Raw genomic sequence first — 22,185 nt, 5'->3', positions numbered from 1 at the left:
GACCTTTCCGTCCTCGACGGCGACTCACGTGCGAACCGATCCCCCACGCGAAACGGAAGCAACGTGAGCAACAACCGCGACAAGGCACGGCACCGCAGACGCAGGACGACGACGCTGTGGGTGGGCGTTCCGCTGGCTCTGGCCACCGCAGGGTCCATGGCCTACGGCGGTGTCCTCGGTGTGTTCGGCGAGGATGACTGGACACCGTCCGCCGGCTGACGCACGCGCGCGTGCGGCTTCGGGGCCGTCCAGGGGGGATGGCCCCGGGCCGCACGTCTGCGGGTTCGGCGCCGGACTCGCCCCGGCCCGACGCTCGGTCACCCGGGCGAGTCCGAACGGGTTTCGGACGGCAACGCGCGGCAAGGCGAGTCGTATGACTTCCGGACGGAGTAACACCACGCAAGCGGCGAGGGTGATCAGCGTCGTCGCCGATGTCATGGCCGCGATCATCGGCCTCTGGATCCTGATGTACCTGCTGGGCGCCAACCGGGGCAACGGCCTCGTGGAGTTCGTCCAGGACGTGGCCCGCTGGCTGGCGGGCTGGTCGCACGACCTGTTCACCTTCGACGAGGCCTGGGCGCGGGTGGTGGCGGGCTACGGTCTTGCCGCCGTGGTGTACCTCGTCGTCGGTCACATGGTGGCGGGGCGCCTGCTGCGCCGCCACTGACCTTCCTACGCGCCCCAAGAGCCTCAGGGGCCGCCCCGAGCCCGTGGGCTCGGGGCGGCCCGGAAGTTCACCCGCAGCAGTCGGGCTCCAGACCGCTCGGCAGCCGTTCTCCGCCGAAGACCGCCACCGTCGCCTCGTCGCCGCCGAGCGCCGCCACGGCGAGCAGCAGGGAGCCCGCGGTCCAGGTCGTGAGCTCCTCGGGCCACACGGCCCGGCTGCCCTCGAAGACGTACCCCGTCCAGTACATGCCGCCCTCGGCGCGCAGGTGCTGGATGGACTGGAGGATCTCCAGGGCCCGGTCGGACTCCCCCATCGCCCAGAGGGTGAGGGCGAGTTCGCAGCTCTCGCCGCCGGTGACCCACGGATTGGGCAGCACGCACCGCACACCGAGCCCGGGGACGACGAACTCGTCCCAGTGCGCGTCGATACGGGCCTTGGCCGCCGAGCCGGTCAGCGCGCCGCCGAGGACCGGGTAGTACCAGTCCATCGAGTAGCGGGACTTGTCGAGGAAGCGCTCGGGGTGGCTGCGTATCGCGTGGCCGAGCGCGCCGGCCGCCAGCTCCCAGTCGGGCTGGGGCTCCTCGCGTGCCTCGGCGATGGCGAGCGCGCAGCGCAGCGCCTGGTGGATGGAGGAACTCCCGGTGAGGAGCGCGTCGTTCACCGGCGTGCCGTCCTCCTCGCGCTTCCAGCCGATCTGCCCGCCGGGCTGCTGGAGAGCGAGGACGAACTCGACGGCGGCGTAGACGACCGGCCACATCCGGTCGAGGAAGGCGTCGTCGCCGGTCGCGAGGTAGTGGTGCCAGACGCCGACGGCTATGTACGCGACGAAGTTGGTCTCACGGCCCCGGTCGGTGACGTTCGCGGGGTCGCCGTCGTGGTAGGCCGCGTACCAGGAGCCGTCGGGGTTCTGGTGGCGCGCCAGCCACGCGTAGGCGCGGGCGGCTGCGGCGTGCTCGCCGGCCGTGTCCAGCGCCATGGCGGCCTCGGTGTGGTCCCACGGGTCGAGGTGGTGGCCCCGGAACCACGGGATCGCCCCGTCCTCGCGCTGGACGGCGAGTATCCCTGCGACGGTCTCGGCGGCCTGCTCGGCGGTGAGGACCCCGGGCAGGAGCAGGTGCTCCGCGATCCGCTCGGGAGAGGTCACTTGGCGCCGGCCTCTGCGGCGTCGGTCTCAGCGGCGCCGGCCTCCGCGGCGTCGGCCTTCGGCAGATGCGGCTTGGTCGCATACGCCACGAAGCTCTTGCCGACGACCGGGTTGAGCAGCTGCTCGGCGACCCGGGTCAGGGCGGGCTTCTTCATGATGTCCCAGACCAGGAGCTTGTGGTACGCCCGCACCGGCAGCGCCTTGTCGTTGTCCACGCCGAAGGCGCACTTCAGCCACCAGTACGGCGAGTGCAGCGCGTGGGCGTGGTGGGTGCCGTACGGCTTGAGGCCGGCCTGGCGGATCTTGGCGAGGAGCTCGTCCGCCTTGTAGATGCGGATGTGGCCGCCCTCGACCTCGTGGTACTCGTCGGAGAGCGCCCAGCAGATCTTCTCCGGGCCGTAGCGGGGGACGGTGATCGCGATCCGGCCGCCGGGCTTGAGGACCCGGACCATCTCGGCGAGCACGCCCTTGTCGTCGGGGATGTGCTCCATGACCTCGGAGATGATCACGACGTCGAAGGACTCGTCCGGGAACGGCAGGTTGAGCGCGTCGCCCTCCATCGCGGTGGCGGTCGCTCCGGCCGGGGCCTCGCCGGCTTCCTTCATCGCCGCGAACCACTTGGCGACCTCGCGGATCTCCTCGCCGTTCTGGTCGAGGGCCACGACCTGGGCGCCGCGCCGGTAGCACTCGAAGGCGTGCCGGCCCGCACCGCAGCCCAGGTCGAGCACGCGGTCGCCGGGGGCGAGCGGGAAGCGGGTGAAGTCGACGGTCAGCACGGGGTCTGCCCTTCCGGAGGGGTGGCGGTGCGGGGGTGGAGGCGGCGAAGACGGGGGGCGGCGGTCACCGGAGGGCACCGTCGCGGGCGGTTCTCCGCTGTGCGGCGATGGCCTCGCGGTAGAGGTCCGCGGTGCCCTGGGCCGCGCGCGCCCAGGTGAAGTTGGCGAGCACGCGGTCGCGCCCCGCGGCGCCGAGCCGGGCCCGCAGGTCCGCGTCGCCGAGCAGCCGGGCGAGGGCCGCCGCCAGGGCGCCCGCGTCGCCGGTGGGCACGGCCAGGCAGGTCTCGCCGTCGGGCCCTGCGACCTCGGGGATCGCGCCGCCGGTGGTGGCGACGAGCGGGGTCCCGGTGGCCATGGCCTCGGCGGCCGGCAGCGAGAAGCCTTCGTACAGGGAGGGCACGCAGGCGATCTGGGCGGAGCGCACGAGGTCCACGAGCTCGGCGTCCGTGATCCCCTTGACGAACTCGACGGCGTCCTCGAGTCCGTACCGTTCGATGGCCTGCGCGACCGGCCCGTCCTCGGCGCGCTTGCCGACGACGACGAGGTGGGCGGCCGGGTTCTCGGTGCGGAGCTTGGCGAGGGCCTCGACGAGGTGGACCAGGCCCTTGAGCGGGACGTCGGCGCTGGAGGTGGTGACGATCCGGCCGGGGATCTCGGCGACGGACGGGTCGGGGGACCACAGGTCGGTGTCGGCGCCGATGTGGACGACCTGGATGCGGTCGTCCCGTACGCCGAGGTGGTCGACGATCTCCTGCCGGGAGGTGCCGGAGACGGTCAGCACGGACGGCAGGCGGCGGGCGACCCGCTTCTGCATGCGTGTGAAGGCGTACCAGCGGCGGACGGAGGCGCGGCGCTTCCAGTCGGCGGCGGCGTCGAGTTCGAGCTGCCGGTCGACGGTGATGGGGTGGTGGATCGTGGTGACGAGCGGGGCGCCGAGGGCCTTGGGGCCGCCGAGCAGTCCGTATCCGAGCGTCTGGTTGTCGTGGACGACGTCGAAGTCTCCGCGGCGGGCGGCGAGCATCCGCCGGGCGCGCAGGGAGAAGGTGAGGGGCTCGGGGAAGCCGCCGGTCCACATGGTGGCGACCTCGAGGGCGTCGATCCAGTCGCGGTACTCGTTCCGCTTCGGCGTACGGAACGGGTCCGGCGAGCGGTAGAGGTCGAGGCTGGCGATCTCGGTGAGCGGGACGCCCTCGTCGAGGGTGGGGTACGGCTGCGAGCCGATGACCTCGACGTGGTGGCCGAGGCGGGCGAGCTCGCGGGACAGGTGCCGGACATAGACACCCTGACCACCGCAGAAGGGATTCCCCTTGTACGTGAGGAGAGCGATCCGCAACGGACGGTCACCGTCGGCGGGGGCGCCTGGAGCGGCGCCCCGGCGGGGGCCTGCTTCTATGGCCTCAGCGGTCACTCGCGGCCCCCTTCGAGCTTGCGTTTCGCGGGAGCGTAACCGCTCGCGCTAATCTAGAACAAGTTTCAGACTTGATCGTTCTTGATCGTTCAAGGAGCACAGAATCTACCGGCAGGTAGCCCCGCTGTAAGAGCCGGATCAGGTGATTCGCGCCACGGCCGGAGCCCCGCCATACTGTCGCTTCCCCACCGCACGGAACGGGACCTCATGACGTCGGAAGACAGACCTGCCTCGCCACCCCTGACAGAGCGCCAGGAGGCGCGCCGCCGCCGCATCCTGCACGCCAGCGCGCAGCTCGCCGGGCGGGGTGGTTTCGACGCCGTACAGATGCGGGAGGTCGCCGAGGCGGCCGGGGTGGCACTGGGCACGCTGTACCGCTACTTCCCGTCCAAGATCCATCTGCTGGTCGCGACGATGCAGGACCAGCTCCAGCACATGCACACGACGCTGCGGAAGCGTCCGCCGGCGGGCGAGAGCTCGGCGGAGCGGGTGGCGGAGACGCTGATGCGGGCGTTCCGGGCGCTGCAGCGGGAGCCGCAGCTGGCGGACGCGATGGTGCGGGCCCTGACGTTCGCGGACCGGAGCGTGAGCCCCGAGGTGGACACGGTCTCGCGGCTGACGACGGCGATCATCCTGGACGCGATGGGGCTGGAGAACCCGACGCCGCAGCAGCTGTCGGCGGTCCGGGTGATCGAGCACACCTGGCACTCGGCCCTGATCACCTGGCTGTCGGGGCGGGCCTCGATCGCACAGGTGAAGATCGACATCGAGACGGTCTGCCGGCTGATCGACCTGACCGCACCGAACGCGCCGGCGACCGCCTCCGCGGCCCCGGAGGGCCGCGGGACGGTGTGAGCGAGCCGTTACGGCTTCTTGTTCTTCTCCAGGTCGGCCTTGAACAGGGCCTCGCACTGCGGGGTGTTGTCCGTGCCGATGAACATCACGATCGAGAAGCCGGCGGCGCCGTGGTTGCTGGCCTTGAGCGACCAGGTGCCCTTGTTCAGCGTCTTGATGGTGGACCCGCCCTGCTCCGTGCCCTGGCCTTCCTTCCAGCCGCCGCCGGACAGCGTCTTCACCGTGGCGTCGTAGGACTTCTTCGGGTCGGCCGCCTTCTCCGCGTCGGCCGTCCAGGACACCATGCAGCCCTTCAGCCCCTCCGGGACGTCCTCGCCCGAGGCGTCCTGGACGAAGCCCGCGGCCGTGGCGGCGGTCTCGATCTCCTTCTCCACCGCGGCCGCGTCCGGGCTGTCGCCGCCGCCCGCCTCCGAACCCCCGGTGGTGGAACCGGAGGTGCTGGAGGACGAGCCGCCCTTGTTCTTGCCCGAGCCGCCCTCGCCACCGCAACCCGCGACCAGCAGCACCACACCGGCGGCCGCGGCCACGCACATCGCCTTGCGCACAACTCTCCCAATCCTGGGTGCACGCGGGCCTGTTGCCCCCGTGATCAGGTGAAGATTTTTGCACGTGAGAACGGTCGGCCGAAGCACCTCCGGCCCGCACCGCTACCTGTCGGCGCTCAGCATCAGCTTCCACTCCGCTTCGGTGAACCCGTTCATGCAGGCGTCCTCCGTCGCCTGGAAGGACACCATGTCCAGCGCTCCCGCGGTGTGACGGCCCATCAGCGACCAGCCGGACTTCTTGAGCGTGAGGCTGACCATGGTGCCCTCCTTCCCGAGCTTGTCCTCGCGCTGTTTCGTCGTCACCCGCCAGCCGCGCTCCCCCAGTGCGGCGACGGTCGCGTCGAACTTCGCCCGGGGATCGCCGCCTTCGCCCACCTCCGGCCCCGCGCCCATCCAGTGGGCCGAGCACGCCGCGGCGCGCGCCTTGAGCCTGTCCTTCTCCGTGGCCCCGGCCGGGGTGGAGGACGGCAGCGGCTCGGGCCGCCCGGAGGCCGGCAGACCGGCGGCGGAGGTGGCCGCGTCGATGTCGGCCTGCGCCGCTGCCCTGCCGAACCCCTTCTCCTTGCCCGGCGCGGATGAGGCAGTGGACGCGGGTGGCCCGGCCTCCTCCTCCGCGCCACAGCCCGTCATCGACAGCGCCAGAGCCGTCGCCGCCCCGCAGACGGTCGCCCGCCACGTCCTTCGCATGTGTCCCACCCCTGTTGTCCGTATGCCGCAGGAGTGTCACACAGGCCTGGGAATCCGGGGACATCACTCCTCGGGCGGGAAGACCGGCTCCCCGCCGTCGAGGAGCGTGATCGAGATGGCCTCCACGGGGCATCCCTCGGCCGCCGCGAGCACCTTCTCGTTCGCGTCGGACTCCGGTTCGCGCGGGTGCGACTGACGGGCCGTGTCGAGGCGGAAGCCGTCCGGGGCGTGGTTCACGCACATGCCGGAGCCGATGCACACCCCGCGGTCGACCTCCACGTGCCAGCGGTCGCCCATCAGGCACCAGCCTGCCCCTCGTACCCGGCCGGCAGGTGGATCATCTTGTGCTCCAGGTACTCGCCGAAGCCCTCGGGGCCGAACTCCCTTCCCAGACCGGAGTTCTTGTAGCCGCCGAACGGCCCCAGCATGTCCAGGCTGAAGGTGTTCACATTGAACGTGCCCGTCCGCACCTGCCGCGCGAAGTCGATGCCGTGCTCCACGTCCCCGGTCCAGACACTGCCGCTGAGCCCGTAGTCGGAGTCGTTGGCGATCCGGAGCGCCTCGCTCTCCTCCCCGTACGGAAGGAGACAGATGACCGGCCCGAAGATCTCCTCGCGGGCGATCCGCATCGTGTTGTCGACGCCCCCGAAGAGGGTCGGCTCGACGTACCAGCCGCGGTCGAGGCCGGCCGGACGGCCGCCGCCCGCAAGGATCTTGGCGCCTTCCTGCTGGCCGATCCCGATGTAGTCGAGCGAGCGCTGCTGCTGCCGCTTCGCCACCAGCGGGCCCACCTGGGTCGCCGGGTCGAGCGGGTCGCCGACCACGAGGGCGCCCGCGGCCGCGGCGAACGCCTCGGCGATCTCGTCGTACCGGCTGCGCGGGGCGAGGATGCGGGTCTGGGCGACGCACGCCTGGCCGTTGTTCATCCAGGCGGCCGGGGCGATGCCCGCGACGGCCGTGGCCACGTCGGCGTCGGGCAGGATGACGGCGGCGGACTTGCCGCCGAGTTCGAGCGTGACGCGGGTGAGGTTGCGGGAGGCCACCTCCATCACGCGCTTTCCGGCCGCGACCGAACCGGTGAAGGAGACCTTGTCGACGCCCGGGTGCCCCACCAGGTACTCGCTGACCTCCCGGTCGGCGGGCAGGATGGACAGCACGCCCTCGGGCAGCCCGGCCTCGGTCGCGATCTCACCGAGGATGTACGAGTCGAGCGGGGACTCCGGGGACGGCTTGAGGACCACCGTGCAGCCCGCGAGGAGCGCGGGGCCGAGCTTGGCGGCGGCGGTGAACTGCGGGACGTTCCACGGCACGACCGCCGCGACCACGCCCACCGGCTCGCGCCGCACCAGGATCGGTCCGAGGACACCGGCGCGCTGCCCCTCGTACGGGAAGTCGCGCGCGACGGTGATCGCCGCGTCCCAGACCATCATCGCGCCGAGCGCCTGCGCGAGGACGCTCCAGGAGTACGGGGAGCCGTTCTGCGCACTGATCGAGCGGGCGATCTCCTCGTGGCGTACGGCGATGGCGTCCTTGATCCGGGTGACGACCTCGATCCGCTCCTCGACGGTCATCCGTGGCCAGGGGCCGTGGTCGAAGGCCTCGCGGGCGGCGGCGACGGCCCGGTCGACATCGGCCTCGGAGGCGTGCGGCACGCGGCCGATGACCTGCTCGGTGTGCGGCGAGATCACCTCGATGACGTCGCCGCCGAGCGGATCGGCCAACTTCCCGCCGATGAACAGCTTTCCGTGCTCCACAAGCTCGGTCATGCCTGCTGCCTCCCGCGCGTCGCGATATCCGGCCCGGCGGCATTATCTGACGCCGCATCAGAACTGATACCAGTTCCAGTCCCAGGAGTCCACGGCAAGGTCCACCCCGAAGATCGACTTCGCCCGCACGGAACGGCCACAGAACCTCGACATGCCCGGGATAGCTTGATCGACTCCAGGGCGGAATCGGACAGACGACAGGTGGGGCATGGCAAGCAGGCGCGGAGTGGTCCTCGCGGCGGTGCTGGCCCTCGTCGCCTGCGGATGCCTGGGCTTCGCGGTGTCGGCCGAGGAGATGGACGCGGCGGTGGACACCCACACCGCGGCGCCGCCGACCAGGGACGAGATGATCCACGCCTGGGGCGAGCTTCTCGCCGCGCACGGCGAGAACCGCCCCGACACCACGGCGATGAGCACCCAGGAGATCGAGCGCGGATGGTCCCGGGACCGCATCAGGTTCGCGGACCCGGCGGCCGACGACATGGGCGTGAGCGCATGCGCCTCCTGGAAGTCCGGGCTCTTCGACCCCGACTGCTGGTAGCCCCTCCCTCCCCTCCGCCCCCCTGAACCCCCACCCGGGCGCGCCCTCACCCGCCCGGCCATCGAGTGACATGCTCACGCCATTCTGTGCGTGACCGACGGAAAGAAACACATGAGACTGCACCGCGCAGCCGCCGTGGCGGCGTGCTCCGCAGCCCTCCTCGGAGGCCTGCTCACCCCCTCGGCGACCGCCCAGGACGGCGCCGCGAAGCCCCCGGCCCCCACGAACTCCCGGGTCGACAAGCACGTCAGCACCCAGTCGGTGAAGGAGATCAAGGCCTACTGGACGCCCGAGCGGACCAGGGAAGCCCTCGCGAACCCGGAGCCGATGCTCAAGGCCGGCCCGAAGCGCGAGAAGGCCGACCGCCTCCCCGCGACGCCCTCCGGCGCGAACCTCGCGGCCGTCACCGCGGTCGCCGACGCGGCGCGGCCCGCGACGAGCCCGCAGATCTCCCCGGTCGCGGCGACGTCTTCGACGACCTCCACCGCGGAGACCTCCTCCACCGCCTCCGCCGCCGCGACCGAGGTCGCCGTCGCGCAGGACGTGCCGTACTCCACCTCGATCCCCAACGTGGTGGTCGGCAAGCTGTTCTTCACGAAGCCCGACGGCACCAACGGGACGTGCACCGCCTCGGTCATCGTCTCGAACAACAAGAACACCCTCTGGACCGCGGGCCACTGCGTGCACCTGGGCACCGGGGGCGGCGGCACCAATTGGTTCACCAACATCGAGTTCGTCCCCGGCTACAAGGGTGACGGCACCGCGGAGGGCCAGCGCCCCTGGGGCACCTGGTACTACGACCACCTGTACGCCCCGAACGACTGGACGGCCTACCGGGACTACCAGGAGGGCGACATGGCGGCCGTCGTGCTGAAGCCCGACTCCCTGTACGGCAACATCCAGGACGCGATCGGCGCGCTGGGCTACCAGTTCGGCAACGTCACCGACTACGACGACGTCTTCTCCGTCGGCTACCCGGGCGAGGGCTACCACCGCACGGACATGGACGCCGAGCGGATGATGTACTGCCGCGGCAACACCGAGGACGCCGACCCGTGGTGGCCCACGGACGACCGGCTGAAGATCGACTGCGACATGGGCAAGGGCGCCAGCGGCGGCCCGATGTTCATCGGCCTGCTGGCCTACAACCCGCAGATCATCGGCTCCAACAGCCACGTCCACGAGGACGCGACCACCGGGGAGCGCGTCACCGACGACCTGTTCTCCGCCACGCACGACGCCAACGCCGTGGGCGTCATCAACACCGTGAACGGCGCCTGAGCCGTACCGGCCCCCGGGGCCCCGGCGCCGACCTGGTCGGTGTCGGGGCCCAACCTCTTTGCAAGGAAGTAGACTTGGGCGACTATTGGAACGCGTTCCAGTAATCGTGGGTTCGAGCAGCGGGATCGGGGAGTCGATGACGCAGGTGACCGAACACGGCGGAGGCGTCTGGTCGATCCAGGTCCCCATCCCCGACAACCCGCTCGGCCACACCCTGGTCCACGTGCTCGACACCGACCGCGGCCCCGTTCTGATCGACACCGGCTGGGACGATCCGGCCTCCTGGACCGAACTCTCCGACGGGCTCGCCGCGTTGGGCACATCCGTACGGGACGTCCACGGCGTCGTCATCACCCATCACCACCCCGACCACCACGGCCTGTCGGGCAAGGTCCGCGAGGAGTCCGGCGCGTGGATCGCGATGCACGCCGCCGACACCGCCGTCGTCCGCCGCACCCGCGAGTCCGAGCCCGGCACCTGGCTCGGCTACCTCGCCCGCAAACTGGCCACGGTCGGCGCGCCCGAGGAGCACATCGCCCCGCTCCTCGCCGCCCGCTCGGCCGGCCGGACCCGGACCCTGCCCGGGCTCCGCTCGGCCCTCCCCGACCGCGAGATCGTTCCCGGCGAGCTGCTCGACCTCGCCGGGCGGCGGCTGCGCGCGATCTGGACGCCCGGTCACACACCCGGCCACGTCTGCCTCCATCTGGAGGAGGAGCACCCCGCGCGGTTGCCCGGCCACGGCCGGCTCTTCTCCGGCGACCATCTGCTGCCCGGCATCTCCCCGCACATCGGCCTCTACGAGGACCCGGACGACTCCACCGTCACCGACCCCCTGGGCGACTACCTGGACTCGCTGGAGCGGATCGGGCGGCTCGGCGTCGCCGAGGTGCTCCCCGCCCACCAGTACGCCTTCGCGGACGCGGCCGGCCGGGTGCGGGAACTGCTCGACCACCACGAGGAACGGCTGACCGGCCTCCTCGGCCTGCTGGCGACCCCGCTCACACCGTGGCAGCTCGCCGAGCGCATGGAGTGGAACAGGCCCTGGGAGCAGATCCCGTACGGCTCCAGGAACATCGCGGTCAGCGAGGCCGAGGCCCATGTGCGACGGCTGGTGAAGCTGGGCCGCGCGGAGGTGGCGCAGGGCACGGATCCGGTGGCGTACGTGGCGGTGTGAGCCCCCGGCCCGACGACGGCACGCGCGCCGTGACGACGGGCGGCTCAGGCCCTCACGATCCGGAGCACGGACGCGATCAGCAGGACGGGCGAGACCCCCGCCCCGATGATGATCATCGGCATGGCCACCCAGATGAAGGGGTGCTCACCGGCCTCGTAGGACATGCCCTCGTGCACGATCATGAACCATGTCAGGTGCAGGGTCGTGCCCGCGATCAGGGCGATCCAGTACAGGCCGATCCCGGCCGACCACAGCCGGACCCTGACGGGCGGCACGGTCATCAGCCGCTTCCGGTAGACGTGGAGCCAGGCCATCGCGCCGAACAGCACGAGCGTCACGGGGAAGCGCCACCAGTCGTCGTTCATGGCCCACTGGTGCGCGCCGCTCTGCTGCTCCGATTCGGAGGGGTACTGCGCCGCCCGGTCCAGCAGGTCGAAGCCTCCGATGAGAAGGACGACGACCGGGATCAGGAAGAACAGCCCGTAGAGGGGTCTGCCGAGACCCATGGTCAGGGCCCTGATCGCGACCTTCCGCCGGGAGGACGCGGCCGACGACGCGGCACGAGCGCGGGCCGGCCCGGCCGGCGGCCGGCCGGGAAGGACCGCTGTCGGCGGCGGGGTGTGCGGGGGAAGCGCGGTGGTGGCCACCGCGTCCGGCCCGGAGGCCGGCTGGTGCGCCGACCCGGCCACCGCCCCCGCCGCGGACTGGTGAGCCGGTCCGGACGCCGCCCCGGACGCGGACTGGTGAGCCGGTCCAGACGCGGACTGGTGAGCCGGTCCGGACACCGCCCCGGACGCCCGCTGCCGTACGACGTGCTCCGCTTCCTCCTCCAGCTCCTCCGCCTCCGCGTTGAGCAGCTCCTCCGCCTTCTGCGCGATGGCGGCGACCACGGGCGCCGGCAGCCAGGGGCCCGTGCCCGCCCGCTCCTCGGTCCCGGCGGCGAGCTCCGTGACCGTCGGACGGTCCTCGGGCCGCTTGGCCAGGCAGTGCCGGGCCAGTTCCCCGAACCGGCCCCCGACCCCGTCGAGGTCCGGTTCGTGGTGCACGAGCCGGTACAGCAGTTCGGCCACCGACCCGCCGCCGAACGGCCCGCGCCCGGTCGCCGCGAAAGCCAGGACCGCTCCCAGGGAGAACACGTCCGCCGCGGGGCCGACGGTCCGGCCCTCCGCCTGTTCCGGCGACATGTAGCCGGGCGACCCCACGACCAGACCGGTCCCGGTCAGCGCGGTCTCGTCGGCGGACCGGGCGATGCCGAAGTCGATGAGCAGCGGCCCCGACTGGGAGAGCAGCACATTGGACGGTTTGACGTCCCGGTGCACGAGACCCGCCCCGTGCACTCCCTCCAGCGCCTTCGCGAGTCCGGAGAGCAGCCGCCACAGGGCCTCCTGGGGCAGCGGCCCGTGGCCGATGACGGCGTCGGAGAGCGCGGGCCCCGGTACGTACGCCGTGGCGAGCCAGGGCACCTCCGCCTCCGGGTCGGCGTCCAGGACCGGCACGGTCCCGGCCCCTCGGAGCGACTGGGCGGCCCTGACCTCGCGGGCGAAGCGCCGACGGAAGCCCGGGTCGCCGGCGATCGTCCCGTGCACCACCTTGAGGGCGACCGTCCGGCCGCCAGGCGACCGGCCGAGGTAGACGCGGCCCATGCCGCCCTCCCCCAGGCGGTACAGCAGCCGGTACGCGCCCACCCGGCGCGGATCGGTCGTGGTCAACGGCTGCATGCCACACCCCCGTGAGACGCCATCCACGTCGTCCCCCACGTGAACGCCCGTCACGTGAGCGTCAGTCAGCATGGCACAGCGGCACCGCCCCCGGGACGGGAGCGTGTGAAGCCGCTCACCCACCGGGCGGGCGGGGTACGGGCCGGTAGAGTGTGCGAGTCGTCATCATGCCCGTACGGGGGGAAGCCGGTGCAAATCCGGCACTGACCCGCAACCGTGAGCCACCCCTGGTGGTCAGTCGGAATGCCCCGCGCGGGACGTGACCGCCGGCACCGTCGAGGAATACGGAGCCGAGCCTGGTGCCTTGAGCGTGCCGGTGCCCGGCCCCAGGAGAGGCCAGCACGCATGACCACCGTCCGCCGCGGCGCCGCCGCGTTCGCAGCCGCCGCGGTGCTCTGCACCGTCGTGGCTCCCGCCGCGACCGCCGCACCGTCGCCCACGCCCACTCCCGCGCCCGTGATACCCGCAGGTCTCTACGGCACGAAGGACCCGACGTACGACGGTGTCTGGCGCCAGTCGCTCGCCTTCATCGCGCAGCGGACCCAAGGGGTGCAGCCGGCCGAGCAGGCGGTGGCCTGGCTGAGCGGCCAGCAGTGCGAGAGCGGCGCCTTCGCCTCGTACCGCCCGGACCCGGCCAAGCCCTGTGACCCGGCGACGATGCTGGACACCAACGCCACCGCCGTCGCCGTCCAGGCCCTCTCCGCGGTCAAGCCCGGCAGCACGGACCAGGAGAAGATCGGCAAGGCCGTCGACGCCGCCGCGGGCTGGCTGAAGGGCGTACAGAACAAGGACGGCGGCTGGGGCTACAACCCCGGCAGCCCGAGCGACGCCAACTCCACCTCCATCGTGATCGGCGCGCTCGCCGCGCTCGGCCAGAAGCCGGGCGAGGTGAAGTCCGCCGAGGGCAGGACGCCGTACGACGCGCTGCTCTCCTTCGCCATCCCGTGCGCGACACAGGACGGGGCGGGTGCCTTCGCGTACCAGCCCGAGAAGAACGGCAAGCTCCTCGCCAACGCCGACGCCACCGCGGCCGCCGCGCTCGCCGGCATCGGCAAGAGCGTCGCCGCCCGCTCCGTGACGCCCGCGCAGGCGCCCACCTGCACGGACCTGGCCAAGCCGACCGTCGAGCGGGCCGCCCGGAACGGCGCGTCCTACCTGGCCGGAGCGCTCGCCGGGACCGGTCACCTGAACACGCCGCCGATGCCCGGCGCCACCGACCCGACCGAGCTGCCCGACTACGGCAACACCGCCGACGCCGTCGTCGCGCTCGCCGCGAGCGGTGCCACGAAGGAGGCGGAGGGGGCGCTGACCTGGCTGCAGCAGAACTCCGCCGCCTGGGCGAAGGAGAGCGGCCCCGCCGCCTACGCCCAGCTGGTCCTCGCCGCGAACGCGATGCGCACCGACCCGCGCGCCTTCGGCTCCGTCGACCTCGTCAAGGAGCTGAACGCCACCGGCCCCGCGCCGCAGACCGTCCCGTCCGCGACCCCGTCGGCGAGCGAGGGGAACGGGGACTCCGGCTCCTTCGACCTGTGGTGGATCATCGGCATCGGCATGGTCGTCGGCGTCGGGATCGGCTTCCTGCTGAGCGGGCGCAAGAAGTGAGGATCGCGGCCAGGCTCCTGGGCGCCGCCGGCTCCGTCGTCCTGACGCTGGCCGTCGCCGCTCCCGCGCAGGCCGCGGGTTACCGGTACTGGTCGTTCTGGGAGAGCGACGGCAGCGGGACCTGGGCGTACGCGACGCAGGGCCCGGCGACCGCCCGGCCCGCGGACGGGGATGCGATCGGCTTCCGCTTCGCGCTCAGCAACGACTCCGCCGACGCGTCCCGGCCCTCCGCCGCTCCCGCCTTCACGACTATCTGCGGCGGCGTGGAGAAGAAGGCGGAGACCAAGCGGATCGCGGTCGTCGTCGACTTCGGTTCGGCGGCGGACGCCCCCGAGGGCGAGACGCCGCCCGCTCCGGCGCTGAAGACCGGCTGCGCGCAGGTCCGCGAGGACGCGACGGGCGCGGAGGCGCTGGCCGCGGTGGTGAAGCCTCTGCGGTACGACAGCGCGGCCCTGCTCTGCGGGATCGCCGGGTATCCGGCGAAGGGCTGCGGCGAGCAGGTGGCGGAGTCGAAGCCGTCGGCACCGGCGGCGACGCCCGCCACGAATCCCACGCTGTCGGCCACCCAGAAGGCGGATGACGGGGACGGCGGTCCCTCCGCCGGGATCGTCGTGGGCGGGGCGGCCGTGCTCGCGCTCGGTGGCGCCGCGGTCTGGAAGGCGCGCCGCCGCGCATGATCCGTGCCCCCGAGGCGAACCGCTCCAACGCCTTGCACGCCGGCGCCTGGTGGCTGTGGGCGCTCGGACTGGCCGTGGCCGCCTCCCGTACCACCAACCCGCTCCTCCTCGGAATGATCGTCGCGGTCGCGGGCTATGTCGTCGCGGCCCGCCGTACGGACGCCCCCTGGGCGCGCTCGTACGGGGCGTTCGTGAAGCTCGGTCTGTTCGTGGTGTTCCTGCGGGTGGTCTTCTCGGTCGCCCTCGGCTCGTCGATCCCGGGGACGACCGAGCTGTTCGCACTGCCGGAGGTGCCGCTGCCGGAGTGGGCCCAGGGGGTACGGATCGGTGGCAGGGTCACCGCCGAGCAGGTGGTGTTCGCGGTGTACGACGGGGCCAAGCTGGCGGCCCTGCTGATCTGCGTGGGCGCCGCGAACGCGCTCGCCAATCCGGCGCGGCTGCTCAAGTCGCTGCCGGGCGCGCTGTACGAGGCCGGGGTCGCCGTCGTCGTGGCGATGACGTTCGCGCCGAACATGGTCGCGGACGTGGTGCGGCTGCGCACGGCCCGTCGGCTGCGGGGGCGGCCCACGGGCGGGATCCGGGCGGTGCTCCAGATCGGCCTGCCCGTCCTGGAGGGCGCGCTGGAGCGGTCGATCGCGGTGGCGGCGTCGATGGACGCCCGCGGGTACGGGCGTACGGCCCAGGTGCCGGCGGCCGTGCGGCGGACGACGAACGTGCTGACGCTCGGCGGACTGCTCGGGGTGTGTGCCGGGTCGTACGGATTGCTGGCGGCGCAGGGCGCGGCGTACGGGCTGCCGCTGGTCGTCGCCGGTCTCGTCGCGGCCATGGCGGGGCTCCGGCTGGGCGGGCGCCGGGCCGTACGGACCCGGTACCGGCCCGACCGGTGGGGGGTGCGGGCATGGCTGGTCGCCGGCTCGGGCGTTGCGGTGGCGGCGCTGATGATCTGGGCGAACGGCTACGCGTACGAGGCGCTGCACCCCGGCGTCGTCCCGCTCGTCGCACCGGAGCTTCCGCTGTGGCCCGCCGTGTCGTTGCTGGTGGGCCTGGTGCCCGCGTTCGTCGCCCCTGTACCCAAGGAGTCTTCGTGATCCGGTTCGAGAACGTCTCGGTGACGTACGGGGACGCCGGCGCGCCCACCCTGAAGGACCTGAGCCTGACGGTCCCGGAGGGCGAACTGGTCCTGCTGGTCGGTCCGTCGGGGGTCGGCAAGTCGACGCTGCTCGGCGCGGTGTCGGGGCTCGTCCCGCACTTCACGGGCGGCACGCTGAGCGGGCGGGTCACGGTCGCGGGCCGGGACACCCGGACGCACCAGCCGCGTGAACTGGCGGACGTGGTCGGCACGGTGGGCCAGGACCCGCTCGCGCACTTCGTCACGGACACGGTCGAGGACGAGCTGGCGTACGGGATGGAGTCCCTGGGCCTCGCGCCGGAGGTGATGCGACGCCGGGTGGAGGAGACCCTGGACCTGCTGGGCCTGGCGGAGCTCCGCGACCGGCCGATCGCCACGCTCTCCGGCGGCCAGCAGCAGCGGGTGGCGATCGGCTCGGTGCTGACCCCGCACCCCAAGGTCCTGGTCCTCGACGAGCCGACGTCCGCGCTGGACCCGGCGGCGGCGGAGGACGTCCTGGCGGTGCTGCAGCGCCTGGTGCACGACCTGGGCACGACGGTCCTGATGGCCGAGCACCGCCTGGAGCGGGTGGTCCAGTACGCGGACCAGGTTCTTCTGCTGCCGGACGGGGTCATGGGCCCGCCCGCCGACATCATGTCCGTCTCGCCGGTCCACCCCCCGGTGGTGGCCCTGGGCCGCCTGGCGGGCTGGACCCCCCTCCCCCTGACAGTCCGCGACGCCCGCCGCCGAGCGAGCACGTTGCGCACCGCCCTGGAGACCGCGGCACCGAGGAACGCCAACCGGTGCCTCCACCCCCAGCCCCCCACGCCTCAAACGCCGCCGGGGCTGACTTCACCCGCCCCCCACCACCACCCGACGGAGCACGAAGCCCCAGGCGCACCGGCGGCACCGACTGCCCTGCGGCACGAAGCGGCCGAGCCCGCGAAGCCGGATGACCAGCCGCAGCGGCACGAAGCTACCGACCCCACCACGCCGGAAGCCCAGCCACAGCGGCGCGAAGCCGCCGCACCCACCGGGCCGGATGCCCACCCCCTGCGGCGCGAAGCTGCCGCTCGGCGGGGGGCGGGGGCGGAAGCCCCCGGAGATCAACCAGTCCCCAGCCCCCGGCAGGGTTTCGGGAAGGGGTGGGGTGGGGGAATCCTCCGCTTCCGGCGGCAGCCCAGCCGCGCCCAGGCCCCCGCCCCCGCCCCCACCGCCCTCGTCGACGTCCGCGCCCTCGGCGTCCGTCGTGGTCGCGTCGAGGCGCTCCGGCGCGTCGACCTCCACCTCGCCCCCGGCGAGACCGTCGCGCTCATGGGACGCAACGGCGCCGGCAAGTCCACCCTGCTCAACACCCTCGTCGGCATGATCGCGCCCACCTCCGGCACCGTCCTCGTCGGCGGCCGGGTCCCGCACCGGACCGATCCGCGCGAGCTGATCCGGCAGGTGGGGCTCGTGCCCCAGGAACCGCGCGATCTGCTGTACGCGGACACCGTCGCCGCCGAATGCTCCGCCGCCGACACCGACGCGGACGCCGCCCCCGGGACCTGCCGGGCCCTGGTGTCCGAGCTGCTGCCGGGCGTGGTGGACGACACCCACCCCCGCGACCTGTCCGAGGGCCAGCGCCTCGCGCTCGCCCTGGCCGTCGTCCTCACCGGACGCCCCCCGCTCCTCCTCCTCGACGAGCCGACCCGCGGTCTCGACTACGCGGCCAAGGCCCGTCTCGTCGCGCATCTGCGCGAGCTGGCCGCCGCCGGCCACGCCATCGTGCTCGCCACGCACGACGTGGAGCTGGCCGCCGAGCTGGCGCACCGGGTGGTGATCCTGGCGGGCGGCGAGGTCGTCGCGGACGGTCCGACGGCCGAGGTCGTCGTCTCCTCCCCCGCCTTCTCCCCTCAGGTCGCCAAGATCCTCGCTCCGGGGCCGTGGCTCACGGTGGAGCAAGTGAAGGAGGCGCTGTGAGCGGCCGAGGACCCGTCCGGCTCGGGCCCCGTTCCGTCGCGGCGCTCGTCCTCGTCTCCCTCATCGGGCTGATCGCCATCGGCTGGCCCCTCTTCGCGGACGGCGCCTCCGCCGTCACCACGCACGCCGCCGACGCCCCCTGGTTCTTCGCCGCCCTGCTCCCCCTGCTGATCGCGGTCGTGGTCGCGACGATCGCGGACTGCGGGATGGACGCGAAGGCGGTCGCGATGCTGGGCGTGCTGGCCGCCGTGGGGGCGGCGCTGCGACCGCTCGGGGCCGGGACGGCGGGCCTGGAGCCGATGTTCTTCCTCATGGTGCTGAGCGGCCGGGTCCTCGGGCCGGGGTTCGGTTTCGTCCTCGGCGCGGTCACGATGTTCGCGTCCGCCCTGCTCACGGGCGGTGTGGGCCCCTGGATGCCGGTCCAGATGCTGGCGATGGGCTGGTTCACGATGGGCGCGGGCCTGCTGCCGGGGCCGGACCGGATCCGGGGCCGGGCCGAGCTGCTGATGCTGTCGGCGTACGGGTTCCTGGCGGCGTTCGCGTACGGCACCGTCACCAATCTGTACGGCTGGGTCACGGTGGGCGGACTCGGTTCGGGGATCTCCTTCGTCCCGGGCGACCCCGTCCAGGAGAACCTGGTCCGTTTCCTCGCGTACGTCCTCGCCACCTCCCTCGGCTGGGACCTCGGCCGGGCCGCTCTCACCGTCGTCCTCACGCTGACCGTCGGCGGGACGCTCCTCAAGGCGCTCCGGCGGGCCACGCGACGGGCGAACTTCGAGGCCCAGGTCACATTCGAGGCCCCCGAAGGGCCTCGCCAGGGTGAGGCGCCCCACGAGACCCACGTCACGTACGAAGCGACCTAGGAGAGGGTTCAGACCCCCGCAAATCACCCCATAGGCGGTCGCGACCTGCGATAACGCCGTACACCCGACCCCACGCCCTCAGGGGTGGGTCCGAATCCGCCTCGTACTGGGGGTCGTTGCGTCGGCGTACCGGCCCTGCTTCTCTGGTGGACGTCGCCAGGCAGCAGCGCTCCAGCGCAGCGCCTCGGACAGGCCGATTCCCCCAGGATCCGGATTCCCCGGGCTCTGGTTCCGGCTTGCCGAAAACGCCCGGCGCGCCCCATGTCCCCGACGTTAGGTCGCTTCGTGTTCCGCTCGCTCTCCACTCGTGTCTCGTCCCGCAAGAAGACCTTCGCCGCCTCCGCAGCCGTGCTGCTGGGCGCCTCGGGTGCGGTGCTCGGCACGACGTCCACGGCCTCGGCCGCGACTCCGCAGGAGATTGCCAAGCAGATCGTCCCGGCTTCGCAGTACCAGTCCTTCAGCAAGATCGTCGCCCACGAGTCCGGCTGGAACCCCTCCGCCACCAACTCGTCCAGCGGCGCGTACGGCCTGGTCCAGGCCCTGCCGGCCTCCAAGATGGCCTCGGCGGGTTCGGACTGGAAGACCAACCCGGCCACCCAGATCAAGTGGGGCCTCAACTACATGAACGAGCGCTACGGCTCCCCGAACGCCGCCTGGGCGTTCTGGCAGGCCAACGGCTGGTACTAAGAGTCACCGCCGGCAGCCGCGCTCCCGCAAGGCCCCGCCCTCCTTCCGGAGGGGCGGGGCCTGCGGCGTTTCAGGAACCTGCGGCGTTTCAGGAACGCTTCAGGAGCCCTGCGCCGTCGCGCCCAGCAGCATCAGGGCGTGCGGCCACAGGTCGTCCATGACCGCCGGGTCGTTCTTGAGCTTGGCGAGGAGCACCATGCCCTCCACCTGGGCGACCACCGCGCGGGCGGTCGCGGCCGTGGCGCGGTCCGCCGGGATCGCACCGTCGGCCGCCGCGTCGGCGAGGACGGCGGCGACCAGGGCGATCTGCTCGTCGAAGATCTCCTCCAGGCGGGCCCGGACGCCGGGCTCCTGGGTGCTCAGCTCCAGGGCGAGGTTCCCGAGCAGGCAGCCGTCGACCGTGCCGGAGGTCTCCTTCATGCGCCGCTGGACGGCCGCCATGGCGTCGAGCAGGCGGTGGAGCCGGTCGAGGGCGGGCGCGGGGCCGGCCAGCTCGCCGGTCCAGCAAGCGCGCTCGCCCTCCCAGTAGGCATCCACGACCTCCACGGTGAGAGCCTGCTTGGACTCGAAGAAGTGGTAGAAGCTGCCCTTCTTCACGTCGGCGCGGGCGCAGATCTCGGCGACGCCGAGGCTGCTGTAGCCGCGGCTGTGCATGAGGTCACCGGCGGCTTCCAGGAGCCGTTCGCGTGCCGTGCTGGTGCGTCCCATGGCGGTCACTATACGTCCGGTCAACTATTCCGAGGCCGCCCGCTCTGGCCTTTTAGTTGACCGGTCGTCTAGTGTCCTCGGCATCGGCGGGCGCCCGGCCCGCCGCGATGCAGGAGGCTGCGCATGTCCGCCGTACCCATCACCGTCGTCGTCGCCCATCACAGCGGGTACGGCCACACGGCCCGCCAGGCGGCCGCGGTGGCCGAGGGCGCGGGCTCCGTGCCCGGAGTCCATGCCGATCTGCGGGACGTGTCGACCCTCGACGACGCGCTCTGGTCCGCCCTCGACGCGGCCGAGGCGATCGTCTTCGGCTCGCCCACCTACATGGGCTCGACATCGGCCGTCTTCCAGCGGTTCGCCGAGGCGAGCGCGCCGGTCTGGGCCGAGCGGGGCTGGCAGGACAAGCTCGCGGCCGGATTCACCAACTCGGCCGGGGTGAACGGCAACAAGGACAACGCCCTGCTGTCCCTGACCGTCTTCGCCGCCCAGCACGGCATGACGTGGGTGCCGCTGGGCCTGGCGCCCGGCTGGATCTACTCCTCCGGGGGCAGCCCCGAGGACCTCAACCGGCTCGGCGGCTTCGTCGGCGCCATGGCCCAGTCCCCCTCCGACCTCGGCCCGGAGCAGGCGCCCGGCGAGTCCGACCTGCGCACGGCCCGGCACCTGGGCGAACGCGTCGCGCGCGCGGCGCTGCGCCAGGCCCTGGGCCGCGAGGCCGAGCGCGCCCTGGCGGTGACGGCGTGAGGCCGGGCCGGCTCGGCGATCTCCTCGGTATCGGACTGCCCATCGTCCAGGGCCCGTTCGGCGGCGGCCTTTCCTCGGTCGAGCTGGCCGTCGCGGTCTCGGAGGGCGGCGGGCTCGGCTCGTACGGGGCGCACATCCTCGCCCCGGAGGAGATCACGGACCTGGTGGCCCGGCTGAAGGCGGGCACCGACCGGCCGTTCGCGGTGAACCTGTGGGTGCCGCTGGAGGGCGAGACGGCACTGCGGCCGTCCGAAGCCGAACTCGCCGCGGACGTGGCGCGGTTGAAGCCGTACTACGACGAACTCGGCGTGACCGCGCCGACCGCCGCCGACGTGGCGGCGTGGCCGGACTTCGAGGCGCAGACGGACGCCCTGCTGGCCGCCGCGCCGCCGGTGATCACCCTGGTGATGGGGCTGCCGTCGCGCCGGCTCGTCGAGGAGACGCGGCGGCTGGGCATCGCGCTGATCGGCACGGCGACGACGGTCGCGGAGGCCGTGGCCCTGGAGCGGTCGGGCGTGGACGCGATCATCGCGTCCGGCAGCGACGCGGGCGGCCACCGGGGCGCGTTCCTGGCTCCGGTACGGGAGTCCCTGGTCGGCACGTTCTCACTGGTCCCCCAGGTGGCGGACGCGGTCGCGGTGCCGGTGGTCGCGGCGGGCGGGATCGCCGACGGCCGCGGGATCGCGGCCGCGCTCGCCCTCGGCGCGGACGCGGTCCAGATCGGTACGGGCTTCCTCGCCACGCGCGAGTCGGGCGCGAGCGCGGTCCACAAGGCGGTGCTGGGCACGCCCGAGTCGCGTACGACGGTGCTGACCCGCCTCTTCTCCGGCCGCACGGCCCGTGGCATCCCGAACGGCTTCGTCCGCGACATGGCGGCCCACGAGGACCACGTCCCGCCGTACCCCGTACAGAACACGCTGATGCAGCCCATCCGCCGGGCGGCGGGGGCGCAGGGGCGGCCCGAGTACGTGAACCTGTGGGCCGGGCAGGCGGCTGCCCTCGCCACCGGGACCTCCGCGGCGGAGTATCTGGCGGAGCTGGTCGCGGACGCGGAGGAGCGGCTCGGGCACTGACGGGACGGGACGGCCGACCCCGCAGCGCGGCCCCCGAGGCGCGGCCCCGACCCTCGGGCCGCGCGGCCCGGACCCCGGCCCCCGGCCGGCCCTCGGGTCCGGGTCCTGCGCCCGGCCCCCGGACCCCTGCGCCCGGCCCCCGGGTCCTGCGCCCGTCCCTCGGGCCCGGGTCTCGGCGCCCCACCCCCGGCCCAGGTCC

The 22,185-nt window shown here is 72.9% G+C and carries 23 protein-coding genes and 1 riboswitch; of the genes, 14 read left to right on the top strand and 9 right to left on the bottom strand.

Annotated elements, in window-relative coordinates:
• Positions 1–63 precede the first annotated feature (63 nt).
• On the top strand, positions 64–219 hold the full coding sequence (locus ABZ939_RS03930; RefSeq protein ID WP_361848831.1) for a hypothetical protein: 156 nt from the start codon (positions 64–66) through the stop codon (positions 217–219).
• Positions 220–373: 154 nt separating this feature from the next.
• The gene (locus ABZ939_RS03925) at positions 374–667 is read left to right on the top strand and encodes a hypothetical protein (protein WP_361848828.1); all 294 of its coding nucleotides are present in this window, start codon (positions 374–376) and stop codon (positions 665–667) included.
• A 67-nt stretch (positions 668–734) separates the two neighbouring features.
• Here the strand turns inward: ABZ939_RS03925 and ABZ939_RS03920 are convergent, their stop codons facing one another.
• From ABZ939_RS03920 to ABZ939_RS03910, 3 genes are all read right to left on the bottom strand, one after another.
• Entirely contained in the window at positions 735–1,811 is a 1,077-nt protein-coding gene (locus ABZ939_RS03920) for a prenyltransferase (RefSeq protein WP_361848825.1), read from the bottom strand.
• The gene (locus ABZ939_RS03915) at positions 1,808–2,587 is read right to left on the bottom strand and encodes a class I SAM-dependent methyltransferase (RefSeq protein ID WP_361848822.1); all 780 of its coding nucleotides are present in this window, start codon (positions 2,585–2,587) and stop codon (positions 1,808–1,810) included. The genes ABZ939_RS03920 and ABZ939_RS03915 overlap by 4 nt, the downstream gene beginning before the upstream one ends.
• Positions 2,588–2,651: 64 nt before the next feature.
• On the bottom strand, positions 2,652–3,995 hold the full coding sequence (locus tag ABZ939_RS03910; protein WP_361848819.1) for a glycosyltransferase family 4 protein: 1,344 nt from the start codon (positions 3,993–3,995) through the stop codon (positions 2,652–2,654).
• A 207-nt stretch (positions 3,996–4,202) separates the two neighbouring features.
• Between ABZ939_RS03910 and ABZ939_RS03905 the strand changes: the two genes are divergently transcribed.
• Positions 4,203–4,850, top strand: a complete 648-nt coding sequence (locus tag ABZ939_RS03905) for a TetR family transcriptional regulator (protein WP_361848816.1) — start codon at positions 4,203–4,205, stop codon at positions 4,848–4,850.
• Between the two features lie 8 nt (positions 4,851–4,858).
• On the opposite strand, the gene ABZ939_RS03900 is transcribed toward ABZ939_RS03905, so the two are convergent.
• The 4 genes from ABZ939_RS03900 to ABZ939_RS03885 all read right to left on the bottom strand — a co-directional run bounded on the left by ABZ939_RS03900 (position 4,859) and on the right by ABZ939_RS03885 (position 7,848).
• Positions 4,859–5,395: a hypothetical protein gene (locus tag ABZ939_RS03900; RefSeq protein ID WP_361848813.1), complete on the bottom strand. Its 537-nt coding sequence runs from the start codon at positions 5,393–5,395 to the stop codon at positions 4,859–4,861.
• Between the two features lie 102 nt (positions 5,396–5,497).
• Positions 5,498–6,082, bottom strand: a complete 585-nt coding sequence (locus ABZ939_RS03895; RefSeq protein ID WP_361848810.1) for a hypothetical protein — start codon at positions 6,080–6,082, stop codon at positions 5,498–5,500.
• 63 nt (positions 6,083–6,145) lie between these two features.
• A complete protein-coding gene (locus tag ABZ939_RS03890) occupies positions 6,146–6,379 on the bottom strand; it encodes a ferredoxin (RefSeq protein ID WP_361848807.1) in 234 nt (77 codons plus the stop codon).
• Positions 6,379–7,848: an aldehyde dehydrogenase gene (locus ABZ939_RS03885; RefSeq protein ID WP_361848804.1), complete on the bottom strand. Its 1,470-nt coding sequence runs from the start codon at positions 7,846–7,848 to the stop codon at positions 6,379–6,381. The genes ABZ939_RS03890 and ABZ939_RS03885 overlap by 1 nt, the downstream gene beginning before the upstream one ends.
• 208 nt (positions 7,849–8,056) lie before the next feature.
• Here ABZ939_RS03885 and ABZ939_RS03880 point away from each other — a divergent pair, with 208 nt between their 5' ends.
• The 3 genes from ABZ939_RS03880 (at position 8,057) to ABZ939_RS03870 (ending at position 10,844) form a co-directional block, all read left to right on the top strand.
• Entirely contained in the window at positions 8,057–8,389 is a 333-nt protein-coding gene (locus tag ABZ939_RS03880) for a hypothetical protein (RefSeq protein ID WP_361848801.1), read from the top strand.
• Positions 8,390–8,500: 111 nt separating this feature from the next.
• On the top strand, positions 8,501–9,670 hold the full coding sequence (locus ABZ939_RS03875; protein WP_361848798.1) for a hypothetical protein: 1,170 nt from the start codon (positions 8,501–8,503) through the stop codon (positions 9,668–9,670).
• 136 nt (positions 9,671–9,806) lie between these two features.
• Positions 9,807–10,844 (top strand): MBL fold metallo-hydrolase, encoded by a 1,038-nt coding sequence (locus ABZ939_RS03870; protein WP_361848795.1) that lies wholly within the window; start codon positions 9,807–9,809, stop codon positions 10,842–10,844.
• Between the two features lie 44 nt (positions 10,845–10,888).
• Here the strand turns inward: ABZ939_RS03870 and ABZ939_RS03865 are convergent, their stop codons facing one another.
• Complete coding sequence (locus tag ABZ939_RS03865; protein WP_361848792.1) at positions 10,889–12,562, bottom strand: serine/threonine-protein kinase; 1,674 nt, start codon at positions 12,560–12,562, stop codon at positions 10,889–10,891.
• Between the two features lie 138 nt (positions 12,563–12,700).
• A riboswitch (cobalamin riboswitch) is annotated at positions 12,701–12,832 on the top strand.
• A 75-nt stretch (positions 12,833–12,907) separates the two neighbouring features.
• Here ABZ939_RS03865 and ABZ939_RS03860 point away from each other — a divergent pair.
• From ABZ939_RS03860 to ABZ939_RS03835, 6 genes are all read left to right on the top strand, one after another.
• Positions 12,908–14,164: a prenyltransferase/squalene oxidase repeat-containing protein gene (locus tag ABZ939_RS03860; RefSeq protein ID WP_361848789.1), complete on the top strand. Its 1,257-nt coding sequence runs from the start codon at positions 12,908–12,910 to the stop codon at positions 14,162–14,164.
• Positions 14,161–14,841, top strand: a complete 681-nt coding sequence (locus tag ABZ939_RS03855) for an SCO2322 family protein (RefSeq protein WP_361848786.1) — start codon at positions 14,161–14,163, stop codon at positions 14,839–14,841. The genes ABZ939_RS03860 and ABZ939_RS03855 overlap by 4 nt, the downstream gene beginning before the upstream one ends.
• Complete coding sequence (locus ABZ939_RS03850; protein WP_361848783.1) at positions 14,838–15,929, top strand: energy-coupling factor transporter transmembrane protein EcfT; 1,092 nt, start codon at positions 14,838–14,840, stop codon at positions 15,927–15,929. The genes ABZ939_RS03855 and ABZ939_RS03850 overlap by 4 nt, the downstream gene beginning before the upstream one ends.
• On the top strand, positions 15,926–17,911 hold the full coding sequence (locus tag ABZ939_RS03845; RefSeq protein WP_361848780.1) for an ATP-binding cassette domain-containing protein: 1,986 nt from the start codon (positions 15,926–15,928) through the stop codon (positions 17,909–17,911). The genes ABZ939_RS03850 and ABZ939_RS03845 overlap by 4 nt, the downstream gene beginning before the upstream one ends.
• Entirely contained in the window at positions 17,908–18,774 is an 867-nt protein-coding gene (locus tag ABZ939_RS03840) for an ECF transporter S component (RefSeq protein WP_361848777.1), read from the top strand. The genes ABZ939_RS03845 and ABZ939_RS03840 overlap by 4 nt, the downstream gene beginning before the upstream one ends.
• Before the next feature lie 285 nt (positions 18,775–19,059).
• Positions 19,060–19,461: a transglycosylase SLT domain-containing protein gene (locus tag ABZ939_RS03835; RefSeq protein WP_361849131.1), complete on the top strand. Its 402-nt coding sequence runs from the start codon at positions 19,060–19,062 to the stop codon at positions 19,459–19,461.
• Between the two features lie 99 nt (positions 19,462–19,560).
• Here the strand turns inward: ABZ939_RS03835 and ABZ939_RS03830 are convergent, their stop codons facing one another.
• Positions 19,561–20,169: a TetR/AcrR family transcriptional regulator gene (locus ABZ939_RS03830; protein WP_361848774.1), complete on the bottom strand. Its 609-nt coding sequence runs from the start codon at positions 20,167–20,169 to the stop codon at positions 19,561–19,563.
• A gap of 123 nt (positions 20,170–20,292) precedes the next feature.
• Here ABZ939_RS03830 and ABZ939_RS03825 point away from each other — a divergent pair, with 123 nt between their 5' ends.
• Together ABZ939_RS03825 and ABZ939_RS03820 are read left to right on the top strand one after the other, a co-directional pair.
• Positions 20,293–20,913 carry a flavodoxin family protein gene (locus ABZ939_RS03825; RefSeq protein ID WP_361848771.1) on the top strand — a complete coding sequence of 207 codons (621 nt, stop codon included), beginning with the start codon at positions 20,293–20,295 and terminating at the stop codon, positions 20,911–20,913.
• On the top strand, positions 20,910–21,986 hold the full coding sequence (locus tag ABZ939_RS03820) for a nitronate monooxygenase (RefSeq protein WP_361848768.1): 1,077 nt from the start codon (positions 20,910–20,912) through the stop codon (positions 21,984–21,986). Before ABZ939_RS03825 ends, ABZ939_RS03820 begins: the two co-directional genes overlap by 4 nt.
• Positions 21,987–22,185 lie beyond the last annotated feature (199 nt).

It is taken from the genome of Streptomyces sp. NPDC046712 (assembly GCF_040645695.1).
GTDB lineage: Bacteria > Actinomycetota > Actinomycetes > Streptomycetales > Streptomycetaceae > Streptomyces.
The sequence above is the reverse complement of the archived record's forward strand: the minus strand, read 5'-3'. Positions and strand labels throughout refer to the sequence as shown.